The 18,737-nt window shown below is 73.7% G+C and carries 15 protein-coding genes and 2 pseudogenes; 7 read left to right on the top strand and 10 right to left on the bottom strand.

Annotated elements, in window-relative coordinates; all coding sequences use genetic code 11:
• Positions 1 to 292: 292 nt before the first annotated feature.
• On the bottom strand, positions 293 to 1,144 hold the full coding sequence (locus tag AC0VX6_RS08480; RefSeq protein ID WP_475468015.1) for a hypothetical protein: 852 nt from the start codon (positions 1,142 to 1,144) through the stop codon (positions 293 to 295).
• 298 nt (positions 1,145 to 1,442) lie between these two features.
• Here AC0VX6_RS08480 and AC0VX6_RS08475 point away from each other — a divergent pair, with 298 nt between their 5' ends.
• On the top strand, positions 1,443 to 2,717 hold the full coding sequence (locus AC0VX6_RS08475) for an endonuclease/exonuclease/phosphatase family protein (protein WP_475468013.1): 1,275 nt from the start codon (positions 1,443 to 1,445) through the stop codon (positions 2,715 to 2,717).
• Positions 2,718 to 2,744: 27 nt separating this feature from the next.
• On the opposite strand, the gene AC0VX6_RS08470 is transcribed toward AC0VX6_RS08475, so the two are convergent.
• The 3 genes from AC0VX6_RS08470 to AC0VX6_RS08460 form a co-directional block, all read right to left on the bottom strand.
• On the bottom strand, positions 2,745 to 3,053 hold the full coding sequence (locus AC0VX6_RS08470) for a chorismate mutase (protein WP_274976934.1): 309 nt from the start codon (positions 3,051 to 3,053) through the stop codon (positions 2,745 to 2,747).
• A gap of 466 nt (positions 3,054 to 3,519) precedes the next feature.
• The gene (locus AC0VX6_RS08465) at positions 3,520 to 4,197 is read right to left on the bottom strand and encodes a PaaI family thioesterase (RefSeq protein WP_274976933.1); all 678 of its coding nucleotides are present in this window, start codon (positions 4,195 to 4,197) and stop codon (positions 3,520 to 3,522) included.
• Between the two features lie 146 nt (positions 4,198 to 4,343).
• A complete protein-coding gene (locus tag AC0VX6_RS08460) occupies positions 4,344 to 4,781 on the bottom strand; it encodes a GNAT family N-acetyltransferase (protein WP_274976932.1) in 438 nt (145 codons plus the stop codon).
• A 293-nt stretch (positions 4,782 to 5,074) separates the two neighbouring features.
• On the opposite strand from AC0VX6_RS08460, the gene AC0VX6_RS08455 reads away from it, so the two are divergent.
• From AC0VX6_RS08455 to AC0VX6_RS08440, 4 genes are all read left to right on the top strand, one after another.
• Positions 5,075 to 5,926, top strand: coding sequence for a helix-turn-helix transcriptional regulator (locus AC0VX6_RS08455; protein WP_372491836.1), 852 nt, complete (start codon positions 5,075 to 5,077; stop codon positions 5,924 to 5,926).
• Between the two features lie 212 nt (positions 5,927 to 6,138).
• Entirely contained in the window at positions 6,139 to 6,891 is a 753-nt protein-coding gene (locus tag AC0VX6_RS08450; protein ID WP_475468011.1) for an AzlC family ABC transporter permease, read from the top strand.
• On the top strand, positions 6,888 to 7,205 hold the full coding sequence (locus AC0VX6_RS08445) for an AzlD domain-containing protein (protein ID WP_475468010.1): 318 nt from the start codon (positions 6,888 to 6,890) through the stop codon (positions 7,203 to 7,205). The genes AC0VX6_RS08450 and AC0VX6_RS08445 overlap by 4 nt, the downstream gene beginning before the upstream one ends.
• A gap of 557 nt (positions 7,206 to 7,762) precedes the next feature.
• Positions 7,763 to 9,445 carry a thiamine pyrophosphate-dependent enzyme gene (locus tag AC0VX6_RS08440; protein ID WP_274976930.1) on the top strand — a complete coding sequence of 561 codons (1,683 nt, stop codon included), beginning with the start codon at positions 7,763 to 7,765 and terminating at the stop codon, positions 9,443 to 9,445.
• A gap of 204 nt (positions 9,446 to 9,649) precedes the next feature.
• On the opposite strand, the gene AC0VX6_RS08435 is transcribed toward AC0VX6_RS08440, so the two are convergent.
• Positions 9,650 to 10,555: a LysR family transcriptional regulator gene (locus tag AC0VX6_RS08435; RefSeq protein WP_013151965.1), complete on the bottom strand. Its 906-nt coding sequence runs from the start codon at positions 10,553 to 10,555 to the stop codon at positions 9,650 to 9,652.
• Positions 10,556 to 10,628: 73 nt separating this feature from the next.
• On the opposite strand from AC0VX6_RS08435, the gene AC0VX6_RS08430 reads away from it, so the two are divergent.
• Positions 10,629 to 11,609 carry a DMT family transporter gene (locus tag AC0VX6_RS08430; protein ID WP_465819629.1) on the top strand — a complete coding sequence of 327 codons (981 nt, stop codon included), beginning with the start codon at positions 10,629 to 10,631 and terminating at the stop codon, positions 11,607 to 11,609.
• Positions 11,610 to 11,854: 245 nt separating this feature from the next.
• Here the strand turns inward: AC0VX6_RS08430 and AC0VX6_RS08425 are convergent, their stop codons facing one another.
• The 5 genes and pseudogenes from AC0VX6_RS08425 to AC0VX6_RS08405 form a co-directional block, all read right to left on the bottom strand.
• Positions 11,855 to 12,781, bottom strand: coding sequence for an RluA family pseudouridine synthase (locus AC0VX6_RS08425; RefSeq protein ID WP_274976928.1), 927 nt, complete (start codon positions 12,779 to 12,781; stop codon positions 11,855 to 11,857).
• Positions 12,778 to 13,398: a signal peptidase II gene (lspA, locus tag AC0VX6_RS08420; RefSeq protein WP_274976927.1), complete on the bottom strand. Its 621-nt coding sequence runs from the start codon at positions 13,396 to 13,398 to the stop codon at positions 12,778 to 12,780. The genes AC0VX6_RS08425 and lspA overlap by 4 nt, the downstream gene beginning before the upstream one ends.
• A 29-nt stretch (positions 13,399 to 13,427) precedes the next feature.
• Positions 13,428 to 13,837 (bottom strand): annotated as a pseudogene (locus AC0VX6_RS08415) (TraR/DksA family transcriptional regulator).
• Between the two features lie 246 nt (positions 13,838 to 14,083).
• A complete protein-coding gene (locus AC0VX6_RS08410; protein ID WP_274976925.1) occupies positions 14,084 to 14,611 on the bottom strand; it encodes a GNAT family N-acetyltransferase in 528 nt (175 codons plus the stop codon).
• A 137-nt stretch (positions 14,612 to 14,748) separates the two neighbouring features.
• Positions 14,749 to 15,009 carry a TIR domain-containing protein gene (locus AC0VX6_RS08405; RefSeq protein WP_013151959.1) on the bottom strand — a complete coding sequence of 87 codons (261 nt, stop codon included), beginning with the start codon at positions 15,007 to 15,009 and terminating at the stop codon, positions 14,749 to 14,751.
• A 353-nt stretch (positions 15,010 to 15,362) separates the two neighbouring features.
• On the opposite strand from AC0VX6_RS08405, the pseudogene ileS reads away from it, so the two are divergent.
• Positions 15,363 to 18,564, top strand: a pseudogene (gene ileS, locus AC0VX6_RS08400) (isoleucine--tRNA ligase).
• Positions 18,565 to 18,737 lie beyond the last annotated feature (173 nt).

The raw sequence follows: 18,737 nt of genomic DNA, 5'->3' as shown, positions 1-18,737 counted from the left end.
CGGCTCTTTCTAAACCGATTTACATCCGATCGGAGGACCTGAGTCCCAGTTGACATGGGATGTCCGACCGCCACGTGTCAGGCGAAGGCGAGGACGGAGCAGCCAAGGGCAAAACGATTCAAGCCCAGGTCGGCGCCGCACGGGAACAGCGGCTCGGCGGGCCTCGGGCCGACCTGAGGAGACAGACGGTTCCACAGGTCCCACGCGGCCCTTGGAGGCAGACGACCTCGTGAACCCTGTGCGCGCGGCAGGACGCGAGTCCGCCGGGACCGGATCAGCGGACACAGCGGGCTCAGCGGATCGCGCGGGCCAGGTCGCGCAGCCAGGGCTCCCGGAAGGCGGGCTCCCCGGTCAGCACCCGGTGGACGTGCTCACGGACCTCACGGGTGCGTCCCCGTTCGACCAGGTGCACCGCCGTGGACAGGGCGCACAGCGCCTCCTTGTCGTGTCGGGGCTCGGTGACGGAGGGATCCGCCCAGAGGGTGCGGCGGAAGGACGCGGTGGTCTTGGGCTGGTCGTTGCCCAGGTGTTTCCACAGCCAGCCGGGCACGGAGATGTTGCGCACCGCGCTGGCTGGCAGCTCGTGGGTCCAGTCGGCGTTCTGCTGCCAGCGCCAGGTGTTGGGGCTGGTCTTCTCCCGCAGGGTGACGCCCAGGTAGCGGACCCTGCGCCGGATGACGTTCCAGGCGGCCCTCTCGTCCTCGATCCAGTCGCGCAGGTTCTCGTGCAGGTTGCCGAAGGTGGACCCGTGCAGGACCAGGTCCACGAAGACCAGGGGGCGCCCACGCGCGGCCAGGCTCCGCGGCGTGATGCCCGAGGCGGTGAGGTTGGTGCGCAGCTGGGCGCGTTCGGCGGGGGTGAGCCCCCGGCCTTCGTACCCGTAGAGCGACAGGGGCAGCCGTCTGAGCCGCTCCCGGTAGGGGGTGTCGGAGAGCACACCGCTGAGCAGGTCGAAGAGGCTGTCCGGGGAGCGGCCCACGAAGTACAGGTCCCCGTCCGCGCTGCGGGCGAGCACCCTGGCCGCGCACTCGGTCAGCTCCTCGACGTAGAGGGGCTCGTGGTCGTGTCCTTCGGTCAGGGAACCGAGCTGGTCACCGCCCGCGACGTCCCAGCGGAAGGGCAGGTTGGGTTCGTTGTGGGCCATGGAACCAGGGAAGCAGGAGGGCGGTCGTCGCCGCTACGGGGTTTCGAACCCTGGGGACAACCCGGGGTCACCTGCGCTTCACCCCCGGCTGTTAGCCTCCCGCGGCCGGGATGTCGTCGTCCCGGTCGTGCCCGGTTCGGCTGGGCCGGTTCAACGGGACTCCCGACCGCCGGGACCACGGGTTGTCGGCACCCGCGGCCGCCCGAACCCACACCGTCGCGACCCCGGCCGCCGGAAGCCGCGGCCGCCGGAGTCCCCGGTCTTTCGCACCCCGCTCCCCCGCTGAGAGGATGCCCTCATGAAGCCGCGTTCACGCCCGCTGGCCAGACCGGTGGCCTCCACCGCCACCCTCGTCCTGGCCGCGTCCGCCCTGGTGGCGGCCCCCGCCTCCGCCGGGGCGTCGCCGTCGGTGCCCCAGCCGCCCGGATCGCACGAGGTGCGCTTCGCCACCTTCAACACCGCGCTGGAGCGCCCGGGCCAGGGGGTGCTCGCCGAGGAGCTGGCCACCCCCGACAGCGAGCAGGCGCGCAACGTCGCCGAGATCATCCAGCACGTGCGCCCCGACGTCCTCCTGGTCAACGAGTTCGACTACGACGAGGAGGGGAACGGGCCCCGCCGGTTCCAGGACAACTACCTGTCCGTGGGCCAGAACGGCGCCGACGCCGTCGAGTACCCCTACGTCTACTCGGCGCCCGTCAACACCGGCGTGGCCTCGGGTGCGGACCTCAACGGCGACGGCGAGGCGGTGACCGAGCCCGGCAGCCCCGCCTACGCCGAGGACTCCTTCGGGTACGGGCTGTTCCCCGGCCAGTACGGGATGGTCGTGTACTCGATGTACCCGATCGTCACCGAGGACGTGCGCACGTTCCAGACCTTCCGGTGGGCGGACATGCCCGGCGCGCTCTTGCCCACCGACCCCGGGACGGGCGAGTCCTACTACTCCCCCGAGGCCCTGGAGGTGCTGCGGCTGTCCTCCAAGAGCCACTGGGACCTGCCGATCGACACGGGCCGGGGCCGCCCGGTCCACCTGCTGGCCAGCCACCCGACCCCGCCGTCCTTCGACGGCCCGGAGAAGCGCAACGTGGCCCGCAACCACGACGAGATCCGCTTCTGGGCCGACTACGTGACCCCGCGCGCAGCCTCCTACGTCTACGACGACCAGGGGCGGCGCGGCGGCCTGCCGGTGGGCGCCCCGTTCGTGATCGCCGGGGACCTCAACGCGGACCCCAACGACGGCGACGGCCACCCGAACGCCATCACCCAGCTCCTGGAGCACCCCGGGATCAACGACGTGCGCCCCTCCAGCCAGGGCGGCAGGGGCGCGGCCCAGCGCCAGGGCGGGGCCAACGACGGGCACGGGGGCGACCCGGTGCTGGACAGCGCCGACTTCGCGGACGAGCCCGGCCCGGGCAACCTGCGCGTGGACTACGTGCTGCCCTCGCGGACCGTGCCGACCCGCTCGTCCGGGGTGTTCTGGCCGACCGTGGACGACCCGCTGTTCCGGCTGACCGGCGACTACCCCTTCCCCAGTTCCGACCACCGGATGGTGTGGGTGGACGTGCTCCGCCACTGACCGTGCCCGCCCGTGGCCGGGACGCGGTCACCTGGCGCGGACGGCCTCCTCCTGCGCGGCGGCCAGCCCGGCGCTGATGACGCTGTCCATGATGGCGGCGAGCCGGTCGGGGCCCAGGCGCGGGGCGTGCTCGGCCATGCGCTCGACCAGTTCGCGCTCACGCCGCATGTCGCGCCCGGCGAAGTAGCCGACCGGCTTGAGCCGCTGCACCTGGGCGGCGACGAGGGCGCGGCGTTCGAGGAGCGAGGCCAGTTCGGCGTCCATCTGGTCGATGCGTCCGCGCAACCGGCGGATCTGCTCCTGGGCGGCGGGCGGGGTGGTGCGGTGCTCGGACACGGTGGTTCTCCCTCGGGTGGGGCGGTCCCGGCGACGGGCCGGGCGCGGTCGCGGTGCGGCCGGACGCCCCCGCGGGATGCGCGCGGTGCGTGGAGAGCGTGTCGTGGGGCGTCGGCCGCCTGAAAACGAGGAGGAGCACCGGGCTGCTGCCCTGGTGCTCCGTTGCCGACGACCCCTGGTTCCGCCTACGTGAGAGCGGCCGACGAGGTCGTCGGCTGGCTAAACACGTGATAGCGGCGGGTCATGGGGGAGATACTACCGAATCCGCCGGTGAGGACGCGACGGTCCGCCCCCTGCGGGGGTCGCGTCACCCCGCGTGCGGGGGCGCGCCCCTCCGTCGCGCACGCGCGTGGGGCGGCCCGCCGCAGTGGTCGGTGCGGCGCTGCCGCGTACGCGCGTGGGACGGCCCCGCCTGTCGGCGCGGGCCGCCCCACGGTGCCTCGGGCCGGGTGGTCCGGCTGGCGGCTCAGCTCTGCTGGACCCCGGTCTCGGGAATCCTGACCTGGACCATGAGGGCGGTGGCCTCCGCGGTGACCTCGCCGTGGGCGCGGATCCGCCCGGAGACGAAGACCTTGCGGCCCTCCACCCGGTCCACCTCCGCGGTGACCTCCAGCGGGGTGAACAGCGGCGTGGGCTGCCGGTAGTTCACCTCCAGCTTGGCGGTGAGCCCCGGGGTGGTCTCGACGGCGGAGACGCTGCCGACGGCCTGGTCGAGCAGGGCCGCGATCCAGCCGCCGTGCACGAGCCCGGGCGGGCCCTGGTAGACGGTGTTGAGGGTGACCTCGCCGCGCAGGCCCTCGGGGGTGCGCTCCAGCAGGAGCGGCGGGGCGGCGGGGTTGGTGTCGCCCGAGACGATGTTGGTGATGGTGCCGTACTCGACGTCTCCGCTCTGGAGGTCGCGCTGGACCATGGTGCCGATCTGGCGGCGGGCGACGTTGAGCCTGCCGGTGATGCCCTCGACGGTCGCCGCGGCCTCGGCCAGGGTGTCGGTGTCGACCTCGGTGTTGGCGACGGCGTCGACGAGGTCGTGGACGCGGGCCACGAGGGAGCGCAGCTCGGCGGGGATCTGGGCCTGGTCGACCACCGGGAGGCCGAAGGCGCGGGGGTCGGGGCGGTCGGCTACCGGCTGCGTGTTGACCGTCATGTGTTCCTCGTCGGATCGGGGTGTGCACGGGCGGCTGGGGGCACCACCGTCAAACCGAATCCTACTCGGTCGCATTCCGGTGGGGCGGGGCCGGGCGGTGCGCTCCCTGTCACACGGCGCGGAGACGGACGGCACGCGCGGCGGCGTCAGTCCAGTTCACGCACCATGTGCAGGTGCGGAATCCCCGCGTCCAGGAACTCCTCGCCGTAGGCCGCGTAGCCCAGCCGCGCGTAGAAGCCCAGCGCGTGGGTCTGTGCGTGCAGCTCCACCTTCGACAGACCGCGCTCGCGGGCCCGCTCCTCCACCGCGCGCACGAGCGCGGCGCCGGTCCCGGTGCCGCGCCCCTTGGGCAGGACGGCCAGACGGCCGAGGAGGCCCACGCCTCCGCCCAGGTCCACGAGGCGGACCGTGCCCACGGGGATACCGCCGTCCAGGGCGAGGAGGTGGTCGGCGGTGGCGTCGCGCGCGTCCCACTCCTCCTCCACGGGCACCTGCTGCTCGGCGACGAACACGGCTCCCCGGATGACGAACACTGCGGCGCGGTCACGCTCATCCCGCGCCAGGCGGATCTCGGTCGTAGTCATGCAGGCAGATTAGTCCCATGACGGGGCGAAACACGCATCGTGGGTGCCGTTCCCCGGCTGGCGCGGACCTGCGGGCGGCGCCAGCCGGTGTCCGATAGTCACCGGTGCCCGTGCTGTCGCACCGCCCGCTCCGTCTCAGGCGTCAGCGCCCGTTTCGTTCCCGCCGCGGAAATCCAGGCGGTCCCCCCGGTGTCTGGGCCGAGGCCCTGGCCCGTGGCGGCGTTCCCGGCCCCGCCCGCGCGAGGTCCGTGGCGGCGCCCGCGCAGCGCACTGCCTAACCTGGAGCGATGGGCATGCCCGGCGACGTTCACCCCCGGATCGAGGACCCGCGCGCGGAGCGGGCGCGCTACTGGCGCTTCTCCGGGCTGCCCGAGACCGAATTGCTCACCGCCCGCTTCGTCACCACGGCCTTCACCCGCCACACCCACCCCACCTACACGATCGGGGTGATCACCGGCGGCATCGAGGAGTACACGCACGAGCGGGGGCGTGCCCGTGTGGGGCCGGGCGGGTTGGCGGTGGTCGGCCCCGGGGAGGTGCACACCGGCCACGCCGGGATCCCCGAGGGCTGGAGCTACCGCGTGTTCTACCCCCTGCCCGAGGTGGTGGCCGACATCGCCCGTGAACTGGGCATGCGCGGGACCCCGGCGTTCACCGAGTCCGGCATCCACGCTCCCGAGGCCGCCCGGGTGCTGGCCACCGCGCACGTGGCCGCCGAGAACGGCGACCGTCTCACCGCCTCCTCCCTGGCCAGGCAGGGCCTGGGGATGCTGCTGCGCTCGCACGGCCGCGAACGGGCAGCCGGACCGGCCGGGCACGCGGCCCGCCCCGAGGTGGAGCGGGCACGACGGATCCTGGCCGGGCGACTGGTGGACCCGCCGACGCTGGAGGAGCTGGCGGCCGGACTGGGCATCGGCCCGTTCGCGCTGTCGCGGGCCTTCCGCGCCGTCCACGGTCTGCCGCCGCACGCCTACCTCAACCAGTTGCGGGTGGACCGGGCCCGGGCGCTGCTGGCCTCGGGCCGCCGGGCGGGCGAGGTCGCGGTGGAGGTGGGGTTCGCCGACCAGCCGCACCTGACCCGACACTTCAAGCGCCACCTGGGGGTGCCTCCGGTGGCCTACCAGCGCGCCCTGCTGTCCACCTGAGCCGCTGGCGGATCGGCGCCGGGGCGTCCGTGGGGTCGGGGGCCGCGGCATCCGGGCTGTCCCCGCGGGACCGGTTCCGGTCGCCCCGTCGTCCTCCTTCCGCCCTGGTGGCCGGGGCCTTTCGCCGCCACCGGGAGCGGATGGCGGGCAATCGGGCGGCCCGGCAAGAACGTTCAAGACACCGCGGGACCGGCCTTCCTAGCGTGGGGCGCGTGAAATCCTTCTCCGTCCTCCGTACACCCGCGGTGCGCGACAGCGTGGGGATCGGCGTCGCCGTGGGCGCCGCCGGTCTGGCGTTCGGCACCGCCGCCGTGGCAGCCGGGCTGTCCCCGGCGCAGTCCGTCTTCATGAGCCTGTTCATGTTCACCGGAGCCTCCCAGTTCGCCCTGGTGGGGGTGATCGCCGGTGGCGGCAGCCTGGTCGCCGGTGCGGCGGGCGCGCTGCTCCTGGGCGCCCGCAACACCCTGTACGGGCTGCGTCTGGCGGACGTGCTGGGCTGGCGGGGCGCGCGGCGGGCGCTGGCCGCGCACGGGGTGATCGACGAGACCACCGCCGTGACCCTGGCCCAGCCGGACCGCGCGTCGGCGCGCACGGCGTTCGTGACGACCTACGCCGTGCTGGGCGGCTCCTGGGTCGTGGCGACCCTGGCCGGGGCGCTGGCCACCGAGCGCGTGGGCGACATCAGCGCGTTCGGGCTCGACGCGGTGGGTCCGGCGGTCTTCCTGGGGCTGCTGTGGCCCAGGCTGCGGGAGGGTGGCGCCCGCACGTGGCTGATCGCGGGCCTGGGCGCGGGCCTGGCCCTGGCGGCCACCCCGTTCCTGCCCTCGGGCGTCCCGGTGCTGCTGGCCGCCTCGGCCGCGCTCGTGGCGCTGATCGGTCCCGCTGCCGGGGAGAGCGGTCCGGCCGCGCCCGGCGAGGAAGGCGACCGGCGGTCCGAGGCGGAGCGCGGGGAGGCCCGGTCATGACCCTGTGGACCGTGCTCGTCGCCACCGCCGCGGGCTGCTACCTGCTCAAGTACGCGGGCCTGGCCGCCCCCCGGCGGCTCCTGGACAACCCGTGGCTGCGACGGTTCGCCACCGCCGTACCGCTCGCCCTGCTCGCCGCGCTGATCGCGGTGGAGGCGCTGCGCGGCGAGGGCCAGGCCCTGGCCTGGGACACGGCGCGGATGGGCGGCCTGGGCGCCGCCGTCCTGGCCCTGGCCCTGCGCGCGCCCTTCCTCGTCGTGATCGTCGCCGCCGCGGCCACCACGGCGGGCCTGCGCGCCCTGGGCGTCGGCTGAGCGGCCCGGGCGGCCTCCGCCAGGGGACGCTCCCTCTCCCCGACAACGTCGGCTGGGCGCCGGAGCAGCCTCGGGCGCGGGACGGGTCCGGCCCCCGTGGGCGCTCGGCGTCGGCTGAACGGCCCGGGGAAGTTATCCACATCCCCTACCGGAGGCCGCCGCGCTGCGGTTTCCTGGAGGTGAGGAGGTGACGGGACGTCGGACGGCGTACCAGCCGATGACGGGGCCTTCCCCGTTCGCCCGTGCGGCGCCGGGGCAGCCCCGGCGCGGGTGCCGACCGGTCGCCCCACCACGACCGCCCCCGTACACGGCGGGCGGGGAGTGCAAGTCCCCCGCCCCCTGGGAAGGAAGCCCAAGACCCTACTCGGGCGCCGGACAGCGGCGACCCGGGACGGCGGCCTCCGGGTGGCAGCACCCGGAACGCCACGGAGCCCACGAGGCTCGAAGCGGCAGCGGCCGGTCACCACCGACCGCACGCGCCCGGACGTGCCAGACCCGGTCTGGACCCGCCCGGACGCGCCGAGTGGACCTTGCGACGATGGAAGGACCCCGCCCCCATGGCCACAGGCGCAGCACAACGCCCCAGCCCGCCCACCGACACCGCCGCGCACGCGGTGGTGGGGGTGCTGGCCGCGGCCGGGATCAGACGGTGCTACACCGTCCCCGGTGAGAGCTTCCTGGAGCTCGCCGACGCGATCGACCAGCACCCGCGCATGCGGCTGGTCTCCACCCGGCACGAGAACGGCGCCGGGTTCATGGCCGAAGCCGAGGCCAAGCTCACCGGCGTCCCCGCCGTGGCCGCGGCCACCCGGGGGCCGGGAGCGTCCAACCTGGCGGTGGGCGTGCACACCGCCATGCAGGACTCGACGCCGATGATCGTGTTCCTCGGACAGGCCGAGACCGGGCACCTGGGCAGGGAGGCCTTCCAGGAGGTGGACCTCACCGCGTTCTACGCGCCCATCACCAAGTGGTCCACCACCGTGCACCGGGCCGACCGGCTCGCGGAGGTCACCGCGAAGGCGGTCCGCGTCGCCACCACCGGAAGGCCCGGCCCGGTCGCCATCGCGGTGCCCGGCGACCTGTTCGGCCAGCGCGTGGGCCCCCAGGACCCGCCCGGACCGCCCGTGGTCCCGCACCCGGTCCTGGGCACCGAGGCCCGGGACCGGCTGGCGACCTGGCTGGCCAGGGCGGTGCGCCCGGTGATCGTCGCGGGCGGCGGCGCCCGCGCGGCCCGGGAGGACCTGATCCGGGTCGCCGAACGCTTCAACACGGGCGTGTACGCCGCCTGGCGGCGCCAGGACGTGTTCCCCAACGACCACCCGCTGTACCTGGGCCACCTAGGGCTGGGCTGTTCTCCGCCGGTGCTCAACGCCCTGGCGGAGGCCGACGCGGTCCTGGTGGTCGGCTGCCGGATGAGCGAGACCACCACCCAGGGGTACCGGCTGCCCGAACGCGGCGGGCGCGTCCGGGTCGCGCAGATCGACGTCGATCCGGGGCAGCTCGGGGCCGGTACCGACCTGTGGTTCGGCGCGGTCGCCGACGCCGGGGAGGCGTTGCGCGAACTCGCCGGGGCACCGGTCCAGGCGCCCTACCGCGACTGGAGTTCGGCCCGCCGGGTGTGGGTGGACACCGCGACGGTGCCGCCCGAGGCCGCCGGGCGCACCGGTTCCCGGCTGCACCCGTGGGCGGTGGTCGCGGGGATGCGCGCGGCCCTGCCCGAGGACGCGCTGATCACCAACGACGCGGGCAACTTCGCCTCCTTCCTGCACCGGGGCTGGTGGTTCCGGCATCCGCGCACCCAGCTGGCGCCGACCAGCGGTGCCATGGGCTACGCCGTGCCCGCCGCGGTGGCGGCCAAGATCGCCGCCCCGGACCGGACGGTGGTGGCGGTGGCCGGGGACGGCGGCGCCCTGATGACCGGACAGGAGCTGGAGACCGCGGTGCGGATGGACGCGCCGATCACCGTGGTGGTGTTCCAGAACGGGCTGTACGGCACGATCGCCATGCACCAGGCCCGTGAGCTGGGGCGGATCGCCGGAACCCGGATCAGCGGGCCGCTGGACCTGGCCGGGTACGCCCGGTCCCTGGGTGCCAGGGGTGCGACCGCGCACACGCGTGAGGAGTTGGAGAAGGCGCTGGCGGAGGCGGTGGGGGCGGACCTGCCCACCCTGGTCGACGTGCGGACGGACCCGGAGGTGATCAGCCCGGCCGCCACCCTGTCGGGCCTGCTGAACGGTTGAGCCGGTACCGCCGCACGGCTGGGGGCCGCCGGGACCGTCCGGGCCTTGCCAACGGTCGCCTCCGGGGCGCCCGGACGAAGCCTCACGGTCCCGTCCCGCCCCCGGCGTGCACGGATGCACGGGTGCCGTACCGGCCGCCTCGGGCGGCACGGTGCCCGTGCCCCTTCACCGGACCCGAACCGTTCCGAAAAGGGGGCTGAGCACTCAGGCGGCGTAGGCGGCGGCCGCCTCGCGCAGGGCGCGCACGGTGGCGCGGATGCCCGGACGGCGGGAGGCGTCGGTGCGCCAGAACACGTACACCTGGCGCACCAGCGCGGGCTGCACGGGCACGACCCGTACCCCCTCCGGCAGGGGTCCGCATCCCAGGCGGGGCATGACGGCGGCGCCGATCCCGGCGGCGATGAGCGCCAGCTTGGTCTGGTGCTCCTCCACGTTGTGGATGACGTTGGGTTCGCCGCCGTGCGCCCGGATCAGGCCGTGCAGCCAGTCGTCGCAGATCGATCCGCGTGACCAGCTGATCCAGGGCAGGTCGAGGATCTCCTCGGGGGCGAGGATCTCGCGGTGGGCCAGGGGGTGGTCGGCGGGCAGGGCGATGTCGCCCACGTCCTCCATGAGCGGGGCGCGGCTCATGCCGCTGGGCAGGTTCAGCGGCGCCCCGATCCAGTCGACGACCATGGCCAGGTCGGCGTCCCCCCGGGCCATGGCGGGCACGCTCTCGTGCGGCTCCTCCTCGTGCAGCTCCACGCGCAGGCCGGGGTGGGCCTCGCGCAGGGAGGAGAGCGCGTGCGGCAGGAGGCCGCGGACGGCCGTGGGGGTGGCGGACAGGCGCAGGTGCCCGGTGACGTCGTCGCGGTGCGCCTCCAGGTCGGCCTCGGCGCGCTGGACCATGGACAGGATCCTGGCGGTGTGCTCGACCAGGAGTTCGGCGGCGTCGGTGAGGCGCACGCCCCGGCCGTTGCGTTCGACGAGGGGCTGTCCGACCTCGCGTTCGAGCTTGGTGAGCTGTTGGGAGACGGCCGAGTTGGTGACGTGGAGGGCTTCGGCGGCGGCGCTGAGGGAGCCGTGGGCCGCGATGGTGTGCAGGACCCGGAGTCGGTCGACGCTGAGCATGTAAGCAAGCCTAAGGGCTGGATTAAGAAATACGAAGTAGACCTAACACATCGTTCGGGGATAGAAACGTGCCATGTCCGCTGCCTCCGCTGTCTCCCCCGTGTCCGCCCCGCCCGGCAGCCCGCGCCGCGCGCTCTCCGACTGGCGGGCCAAGTTCGTCCTGCTCTCCCTGATCTGGGGCATGAGCTTCCTGTTCATCAAGATCGGGGCCGAGGTGCTCTCCCCCATGCAGCTCACGCTCGGGCGCATGGCCACCGGAGCGCTGCCCCTGCTCGTCGTCCTGCTGCTGCGGGGCGGCCGACTGCCGCGCTCGCCCCGCCTGTGGGGGCACATGTTCGTGGCGGCGCTGCTGCTCAACACCGTCCCCTTCACGCTGTTCGGGTTCGCCGCCCAGCTCATCCCGTCCGCGCTCATGGGCATCGTGAACGCCTCGACGCCCCTGTTCGGCGTGGTGTTCTCGATGCTGCTGCTCTCCGACGAGCGGCCCGACCGCGACCGGGTCCTGGGCCTGGGCATCGGCTTCCTGGGCGTGCTCACCGTCTTCGGGGTGTGGAGATCGCTGGGCGAGGTGGCCGTCAGCGACGGCGACGCCGTGCTGGGAATGCTGTTCGTGGTGGGCGCCACCGTCTGCTACGGGATCGGCACGCCCTACCTGCGCCGGTTCGTGGCGGGCAGCTCCCACGGCGCCCTGGAACTGAGCACCCTGCAACTGCTGCTGGGCTCGGTGCCGCTGGTGGTCCTGGTTCCGCTGTTCACCGAGATGCCCACGGGCGTGACGTGGCAGGTGGTGGCGGCGGTGAGCACCCTGGGCGTCTTCGGCACCGGCGTGGCCTACATCCTCCAGTACGCGGTGGTGCGCGAGGCAGGGGCGACGGTGGCGACCACGGTCACCTACGTGGCGCCGGTGGTGGCGATCGCCGCCGGGGTCGTGCTGCTGGGCGAGACCCTGAGCTGGAACCAGCCGCTGGGCGCGGTGGTCATCATCCTGGGCGCCGCCCTGTGCCAGGGCGTGATCCGCACCCGGTACGTGACCCCGCCCTCGCGGAGGAGGTGACCGGAGCCCCCTCGGGCTGGAGCGGCGGCCCGGGCCGGGCCGCCGTCCACAGCTCCGGAGAGGCCCTGGCCGGGGCCTACGGCCCGTGCCAGACTGGGAACCGGGGGTGCCGCGCACCCCCCTGGGGGTGGGGCTCCCCCCGATTCCAGTGTCCTTCGCCGCGTGCACGCACGGCAAGGCCCGATCCGCGCCTGTGGACGGACCGGGCCGGAGCACCGGGACCGGCGGGCCGGTCCGGAGGCGGGTCAGTCCTCGCGCAGCGCTTCGATGGCGGCGGCGAGGTCGTCCGGGTAGGGGCTGGAGAACTCCACCGGGCGGTGCTCGGTGGGGTGGTCGAAGCCCAGGCGCACCGCGTGCAGCCACTGGCGGCGCACGCCCAGCCGCTCGGCCAGGGTCGGGTCGGCACCGTAGAGCATGTCGCCCACGCACGGGTGGCGCAGGGCCGACATGTGCACCCGGATCTGGTGGGTGCGGCCGGTCTCCAGCTTGATCTCCAGCAGGCTCGCGGCCCGGAAGGCCTCCTGCGTGTCGTAGTGGGTCACCGACGGGCGCCCGCCCGCGACCACGGCCCAGCGGCCGTCGCCCGCCGGGTGGCGGTCGATCGGCGCGTCCACAGTGCCCCGGAGCGGGTCCGGGTGCCCCTGGACGAGCGTGTGGTAGTGCTTGTCCACGGTGCGCTCCTTGAACGCCCGCTTGAGCACGCTGTAGGCGGTCTCGCTCTTGGCGACCACCATCAGGCCGGTGGTGTTGGCGTCCAGCCGGTGCACGATGCCCTGGCGCTCGGCGGCGCCGCTGGTGGCCACCTGCACCCCCGAGGCCAGAAGGCCCTCCAGGACGCTGGGGCCGGTCCAGCCCACGGTCGGGTGGGCGACCACGCCGACCGGCTTGTCCACCACGATGATGTCGGTGTCCTCGTGCACGATCCGCATGCCCGGCACGGCCTCGGGGCGCGGCACGGGGGCGGTGGGCGGCGGCGGGAGGGTGACCTCCAGCCAGGCCCCCGCGCTGACGCGGTCGGACTTGCCCGCCTCGGAGCCGTCGACCAGGACACCGCCTTCACCGATGATCTCGGCGGCGCGGGTACGGGACAGGCCGAACATGCGGGCGATGGCCGAGTCGAGCCGGTCGCCCTCCAGCCCGTCGGGCACGGGCAGGCTTCGGACGTCGCTCACTGGTCCCTCCCTCCGGTCCTGTCGTCTCCGGCGGCACCGGTCTCACCGGCGCCTCCGGCGTTCTCGTCGCCCCCGGCCTCGGCCGGGTCCTTCTTGGCGTCGCGGTCGTCCTCGATGAAGGTGCCGTCCAGGTTGAGTCCCTTGAAGGTCAGCGCCACCACCAGGCAGGCGCCCACCACCACGCAGGAGTCGGCGATGTTGAAGACCGGGAAGGTCCCCACGCTGATGAAGTCGACGACCGCGCCGTGGAAGGGGGCCGGGTCCCGGAAGAAGCGGTCCACCAGGTTCCCGGCGGCGCCGCCCATCATCAGCCCGAGCGTCACACCCCACCACACGCTGCGCACCCGCAGACCCATGTAGCCGATGGCGAGGACCACGATGCTGGCGATGCAGGTGAACACCCACGTGAAGTCGGTGCCCATGGAGAAGGCGGCGCCCGTGTTGAACACCAGGGTGAACTGGACGAAGCCGCCGATGACGTCGAGGTACTCGCCCTCGGCGAAGGTCGCCAGGACCCACTCCTTGGTGAGGAAGTCGACGCCGATCGCGGCGAGCGCGACGAGCAGCAGGAGAAGGTACCTGCGCGGACGCGCGCCCGTCTTGTCGGTCGTGGTCATGTTCCTGTCCCCGGAGGGCTCTACCTCAGTCAGCGACGCTCCTCGCGCTGTTTGCAGGTGACGCACAGGGTCGCGCGCGGGAAGGCCTGAAGGCGCGCCTTCCCGATGGCCTGCCCGCATGAGCCGCAGACCCCTAGGTCCCCGCGTCCAAACGTTCGATCGCCCGCTCGCCCTCGGCGAGCAGGTCACGAGTATTGTAGGCCAACGCCAGATCCTGTTCGCGCTGGAAGGCCCTGGCCCCGGCGTCCGCGCTGTCGTCCCCGGCCCCCTCCACGGGGTCCTCCAGCGCCTCGGTGAACTCGGCCTCGACCTCCCCGAGCTCCCGCTTCGCCACGGCGACCTCCTCCTCCAGCCGCCTGCGGACCGCGGCGACCTCTTCCGCCGTCCAGGGGCCCTCCCCCGGCAGAACCGGCAGCCGGGCGGCGTCGGTGGCCTTCATCGCAATCCCTCCAGACGGCTCGGCACCGGTCCCGGAGTCCGCCGGAGCGCGGGCTCTCCCCCTGGGCGGTACCGCGAGCAGTGCCGGAAGCCTAGGCAATCCGCCCGGACAAGGCAAAGATCCGGGACGACGCGCCTTCCGCCCGGACAAGGCTCCGACCTGCCCGGACACTCCCGGCGCGGGGTACGGGCGTCGTTCGTCCCGGGGGGCTCGGAGCCCGCGCGGCCGCGCACAGACCGGCCCCGGTCAGAACCGCCGCCGGTAGCGCAGGCGGGGCAGGACCGCGCCGTTGAGGGGCCCCTCCTCGGTGACCGCCCCGTCGGCCTCCCAGCCGTGCGCCGCGTAGAAGCGCCGGGCGCGCGGGTTGTCCCGGAGCACCCACAGGACGGCCTCGGTGTACCCCGCCCCGGCGACGGCCCGGTGCACGTCGGCGATCAGCCGCCGGTTGACCCCGTTCCCCCACACCCGGGGGACGGAGAAGAAGGCCTCCAGTTCGCACAGCCCTGCGGTACCACCCGCCCGCTCCGTGCCCTCCTCGACGGGGGCGAAGCAGGCGAAGGCCACCGCCCCCGCGCCGTCCTCGGCGAGCAGCAGTCCCGCTCCCGGCCGGGCGGCTCCGGCGATCCAGTCCGACCACCGGGCGCCACGCTCCGCGGTGTCCATGGCGTCGAGGTAGTCCTGCGGGACGATGCCCGGGTAGGCGGCCCGCCAGGAGCGGACCTCCACGTCGGCGACGGCCGGGCCGTCCCCGGGCAGGGCTTCGCGTATCAGCATGGGGAGCATCCTCGCGCTTCCCCCGGCCCGTGCCCAACCGGTTTTCCAGCACACACCGGGCCCGTCCAGCCCACGCGACCCGCTGAACCCTCCAGCGCCCCACCGTCCCGCTCACCCGCCGGGCCGGGTACCGCGGCTCACTCCGCGAAAGCGAAACCGCCGTAGTCCTCGGCCAGGGCCGCCAGGTGGGGCTCGTCGAACACCGCCGGACCGCCGTGCGGCCCGGTGTGCACCTCGATCACCCAGTCCACGTCCTCGGCGTCGTCCTCGCCCGCGAGCATGTCGCGGTGCACCAGGCACGGCTCGTACCCCTGCTCCAGGAGCTGGTCGGCCAGCTCCTCGGCGTCCTCGCGGTCCGCCATCGTCACCAGCACGGCGCCCCGGACGTCCTCAGCCACGGCGGCCCTCCCCCGAACGAGCGGCGGGGCCCTCCCCGCTGCGTTATCCTGACCTCAGGTGTCGATGGGGACGAGTAGCGCTGGCCCCGACCGGACGCGCAACAGCCTAGAACGGCTGGACCGTCCAAGCGACCCGGGGGCGGTGCGAGCCCGGGGGCACGACCAGCGCGAAGATCACCCCGGAGCCGCCGGAGGAACGGACGCGCCGCGTCCCAGTAGAACCGGCACAGCGCAACGAAGAGGGACCCGCCGCCCGCCGCCCAGCGGCACGGCCGCGGTCCAAGGAGGGTGGTACCGCGGGGCCGCACGCCTCGTCCCTCCGTCAGGAACACACCTGATGGAAAGGTACGACGGTGGCCAACGACCCCCGGCCCGAATCCCGCGCGCTGCCCCAGCTGCCCGCGCAGATCGACCTGCCCGCCATGGAGCGCGAGATCCTCGGCCGCTGGTCGAAGGAGAACGTCTTCCAGCGCTCGCTCGACCAGACCCGCGGCGGCCCCAACTGGGTCTTCTACGAGGGCCCGCCCACCGCCAACGGCCAGCCCGGCGTGCACCACGTCGAGGCCCGCGCCTTCAAGGACGTCTTCCCGCGCTTTCGCACCATGCGCGGCTACCACGTGGACCGCAAGGCGGGCTGGGACTGCCACGGCCTGCCCGTCGAGGTCGCCGTGGAGAAGGAGCTGGGCCTGTCCGGCAAGAAGGACATCGAGTCCTTCGGCATCGCCGAGTTCAACGACCGCTGCCGCGAGTCCGTCCTGCGCAACGTGGACGCCTTCACCTCCATGACCGAGCGCATGGGCTACTGGGTGAACATGGACGACGCCTACCGCACCATGGACCCCCAGTACGTGGAGTCGGTCTGGTGGGCGCTCAAGCAGATCTGGGACAAGGGGCTGCTGGTCCGCGACTACCGGATCAGCCCCTACTGCCCGCGCTGCGGCACCACGCTGTCCGACCACGAGCTCGCCCAGGGGTACGAGACCGTCACCGACCCGTCGGTGTACGTGCGCTTCCCGGTGACCTCGGGCCCGCTGGCCGCCGCCGAGCACCCCACCTCGCTGCTGGTGTGGACGACCACCCCCTGGACGCTGGTCTCCAACACAGCCGTGGCCGTGCACCCGGACGTGGAGTACGTGGTGGCCACCGACGGCCAGGAGCGCCTGGTCGTGGCGCGCCCGCTGTTCGAGAAGGTCCTGGGCGAGGGCTGGGAGCTCACCGGCGAGAGCTTCGAGGGCGACGAGATGGAGCGCTGGACCTACGAGCGCCCCTTCGACCTGGTGCCCTTCGACGAGCCCGCCCACTACGTCGTGCTCGCCGACTACGTCACGGTCGAGGACGGCACCGGCCTGGTGCACCAGTCGCCCGCCTTCGGCGCCGACGACATGGTGGTGTGCCGCGCCTACGGCCTGCCGGTGGTCAACCCGGTCCGCCCCGACGGCACCTTCGAGGCCGACCTGCCGCTGGTGGGCGGGGTGTTCTTCAAGGAGGCCGACAAGACGCTGGTGCGCGACCTGCGCGACCGCGGCCTGCTCTTCCGCCACGTCAGCTACGAGCACTCCTACCCGCACTGCTGGCGCTGCCACACGGCGCTGCTGTACTACGCGGTGCCGTCCTGGTACATCCGCACCACCGCGGTCAAGGACGAGCTCATCGCGCAGAACCAGGCCACCCACTGGGTGCCCGAGAACGTCAAGGAGGGCCGCTTCGGCGAGTGGCTGCGCGGCAACGTCGACTGGGCCCTCTCGCGCAACCGCTACTGGGGCACCCCGCTGCCGATCTGGGAGTTCCCCGACGGGCGCCAGAATCTGTGTGGGCTCCCTGGAGGAGTTGGGCCGCCTCAGCGGGCGGGACCTGTCCTCCCTGGACCCGCACCGCCCCTACGTCGACGACATCGTCATCCCCGACCCGGACGCCGACCCCTCCCTGCCCGAGGAGGAGCGGGTGGCCCGCCGCGTCCCCGAGGTCATCGACGCCTGGTTCGACTCCGGGTCCATGCCCTTCGCCCAGTGGGGCGCCCCGCACCAGAACGAGGAGACCTTCCGGGAGAACTTCCCGGCGCAGTACATCTCCGAGGCCATCGACCAGACCCGCGGCTGGTTCTACTCGCTGCTGGCGGTGAGCACCCTGGTGTTCGGCCGCAACTCGTTCGAGAACGTGGTCGTGCTCGGCCACATCCTCGCCGAGGACGGCCGCAAGATGAGCAAGCACCTGGGCAACGTCATGGAGCCCATCGCGGTGATGGACCGGCACGGCGCGGACGCCCTGCGCTGGTTCATGCTGGCCAGCGGCTCGCCGTGGACCGCCCGCCGGGTGGGCCACGCCGCCCTGGAGGAGATCGTCCGCAAGGTGCTGCTGACCTACCACAGCACCGTGTCGTTCTTCACCCTGTACGCCAACGCCGGTGAGGGCTGGGACCACGCGCTACTGGACTCGGCGCCCGCGCCGCAGGACCGGCCGCTGCTGGACCGGTGGCTGCTCTCGGAGCTGAACGAGGTCGTCCGCGACGTCACCGAGGCGATGGACACCTTCGACACCACGGCCGCCGGGCGCCGCCTGACCGCGTTCGTGGACGACGTGTCCAACTGGTACGTGCGCCGCTCCCGCCGCCGGTTCTGGGGCGGGGCCGCCACCCCCGAGGGCGCCGCGGCGTTCGCGACGCTCTTCGAGGCCCTGGAGACCGTCACCCTGCTGATGGCGCCGATCGTGCCGTTCCTGACCGACCACGTGTGGTCGGCGCTGCGCCGTCCGGGTGCCCCGGACTCGGTGCACCTGGCCTCCTGGCCCGAGGTGCGCGAGGACCTGATCGACCCCGAGCTGTCCCGGAACATGGCGCTGACCCGCCGTCTGGTGGAGCTGGGCCGCTCCGCCCGGGTGGACTCGGCCGTGCGCACCCGCCAGCCGCTGGCCCGCGCCCTGGTGGGCGCCCCGGGCTTCGCGGACCTGCCCGAGCAGCTGCGCGGCCAGATCGCGGACGAGCTGAACGTGGCCTCGCTGGACTCGCTGTCCTCGGTGGGCGGCGACCTGGTGGACTTCACCGTGAAGCCGAACTTCCGTGCGCTGGGCAAGCGGTTCGCCAAGCGCACCCCGCTGGTGGCCAAGGCCGTCCAGGCCGCCGACCCGGCCGAACTGGTGCGGCAGGTGCGCGCCACCGGCTGGGCGCGGGTGCACGTCGAGGACGAGCCGGTGGAGGTGAGCGCCGACGAGCTGCTGGTGACCGAGCAGCCCCGTGAGGGCTGGGCGGTGGCCTCGGAGTCGGGCGAGACCGTCGCCCTGGACCTGGAGCTCACGCCGGAGCTGCGCCGCGCGGGCCTTGCCCGCGAGATGGTCCGGATGCTCCAGGAGGCCCGCAAGCGGAGCGGGCTGGAGGTGTCGGACCGCATCGAGGTGTGGTGGACGGTCACGGACGAGGCGACCGAGCTGGCACTGGCCGAGCACGGTCGGACGATCGCCGCCGAGGTGCTGGCCGACGTGTTCGTCGCCGGTGAGCCGGGCCGGGAGCTGCACACCGCGTCCTCGGAGGAGTTCGGTGTGACCTTCGGGTTCCGCAGGGCCTGACCGTAGGCAGTGGCCGAAGCGGCCCGGTCCGTCCGCCGTCGGCGGGCGGACCGGGCCGCTCCCGTTCCACGGCGGCGGGTGCGCGCACCGCGGTGACCGCCGGGCCTCCGGGCGGCCGAGCCGCGCAGGCAGCACCTCAGGCGCCGCTGCCGGGCCGGTCCGCCGCCGGGGTC

It is taken from the genome of Nocardiopsis sp. iso_25, assembly GCF_056173305.1.
This window is presented reverse-complemented; position numbering and strand designations above follow the sequence as displayed.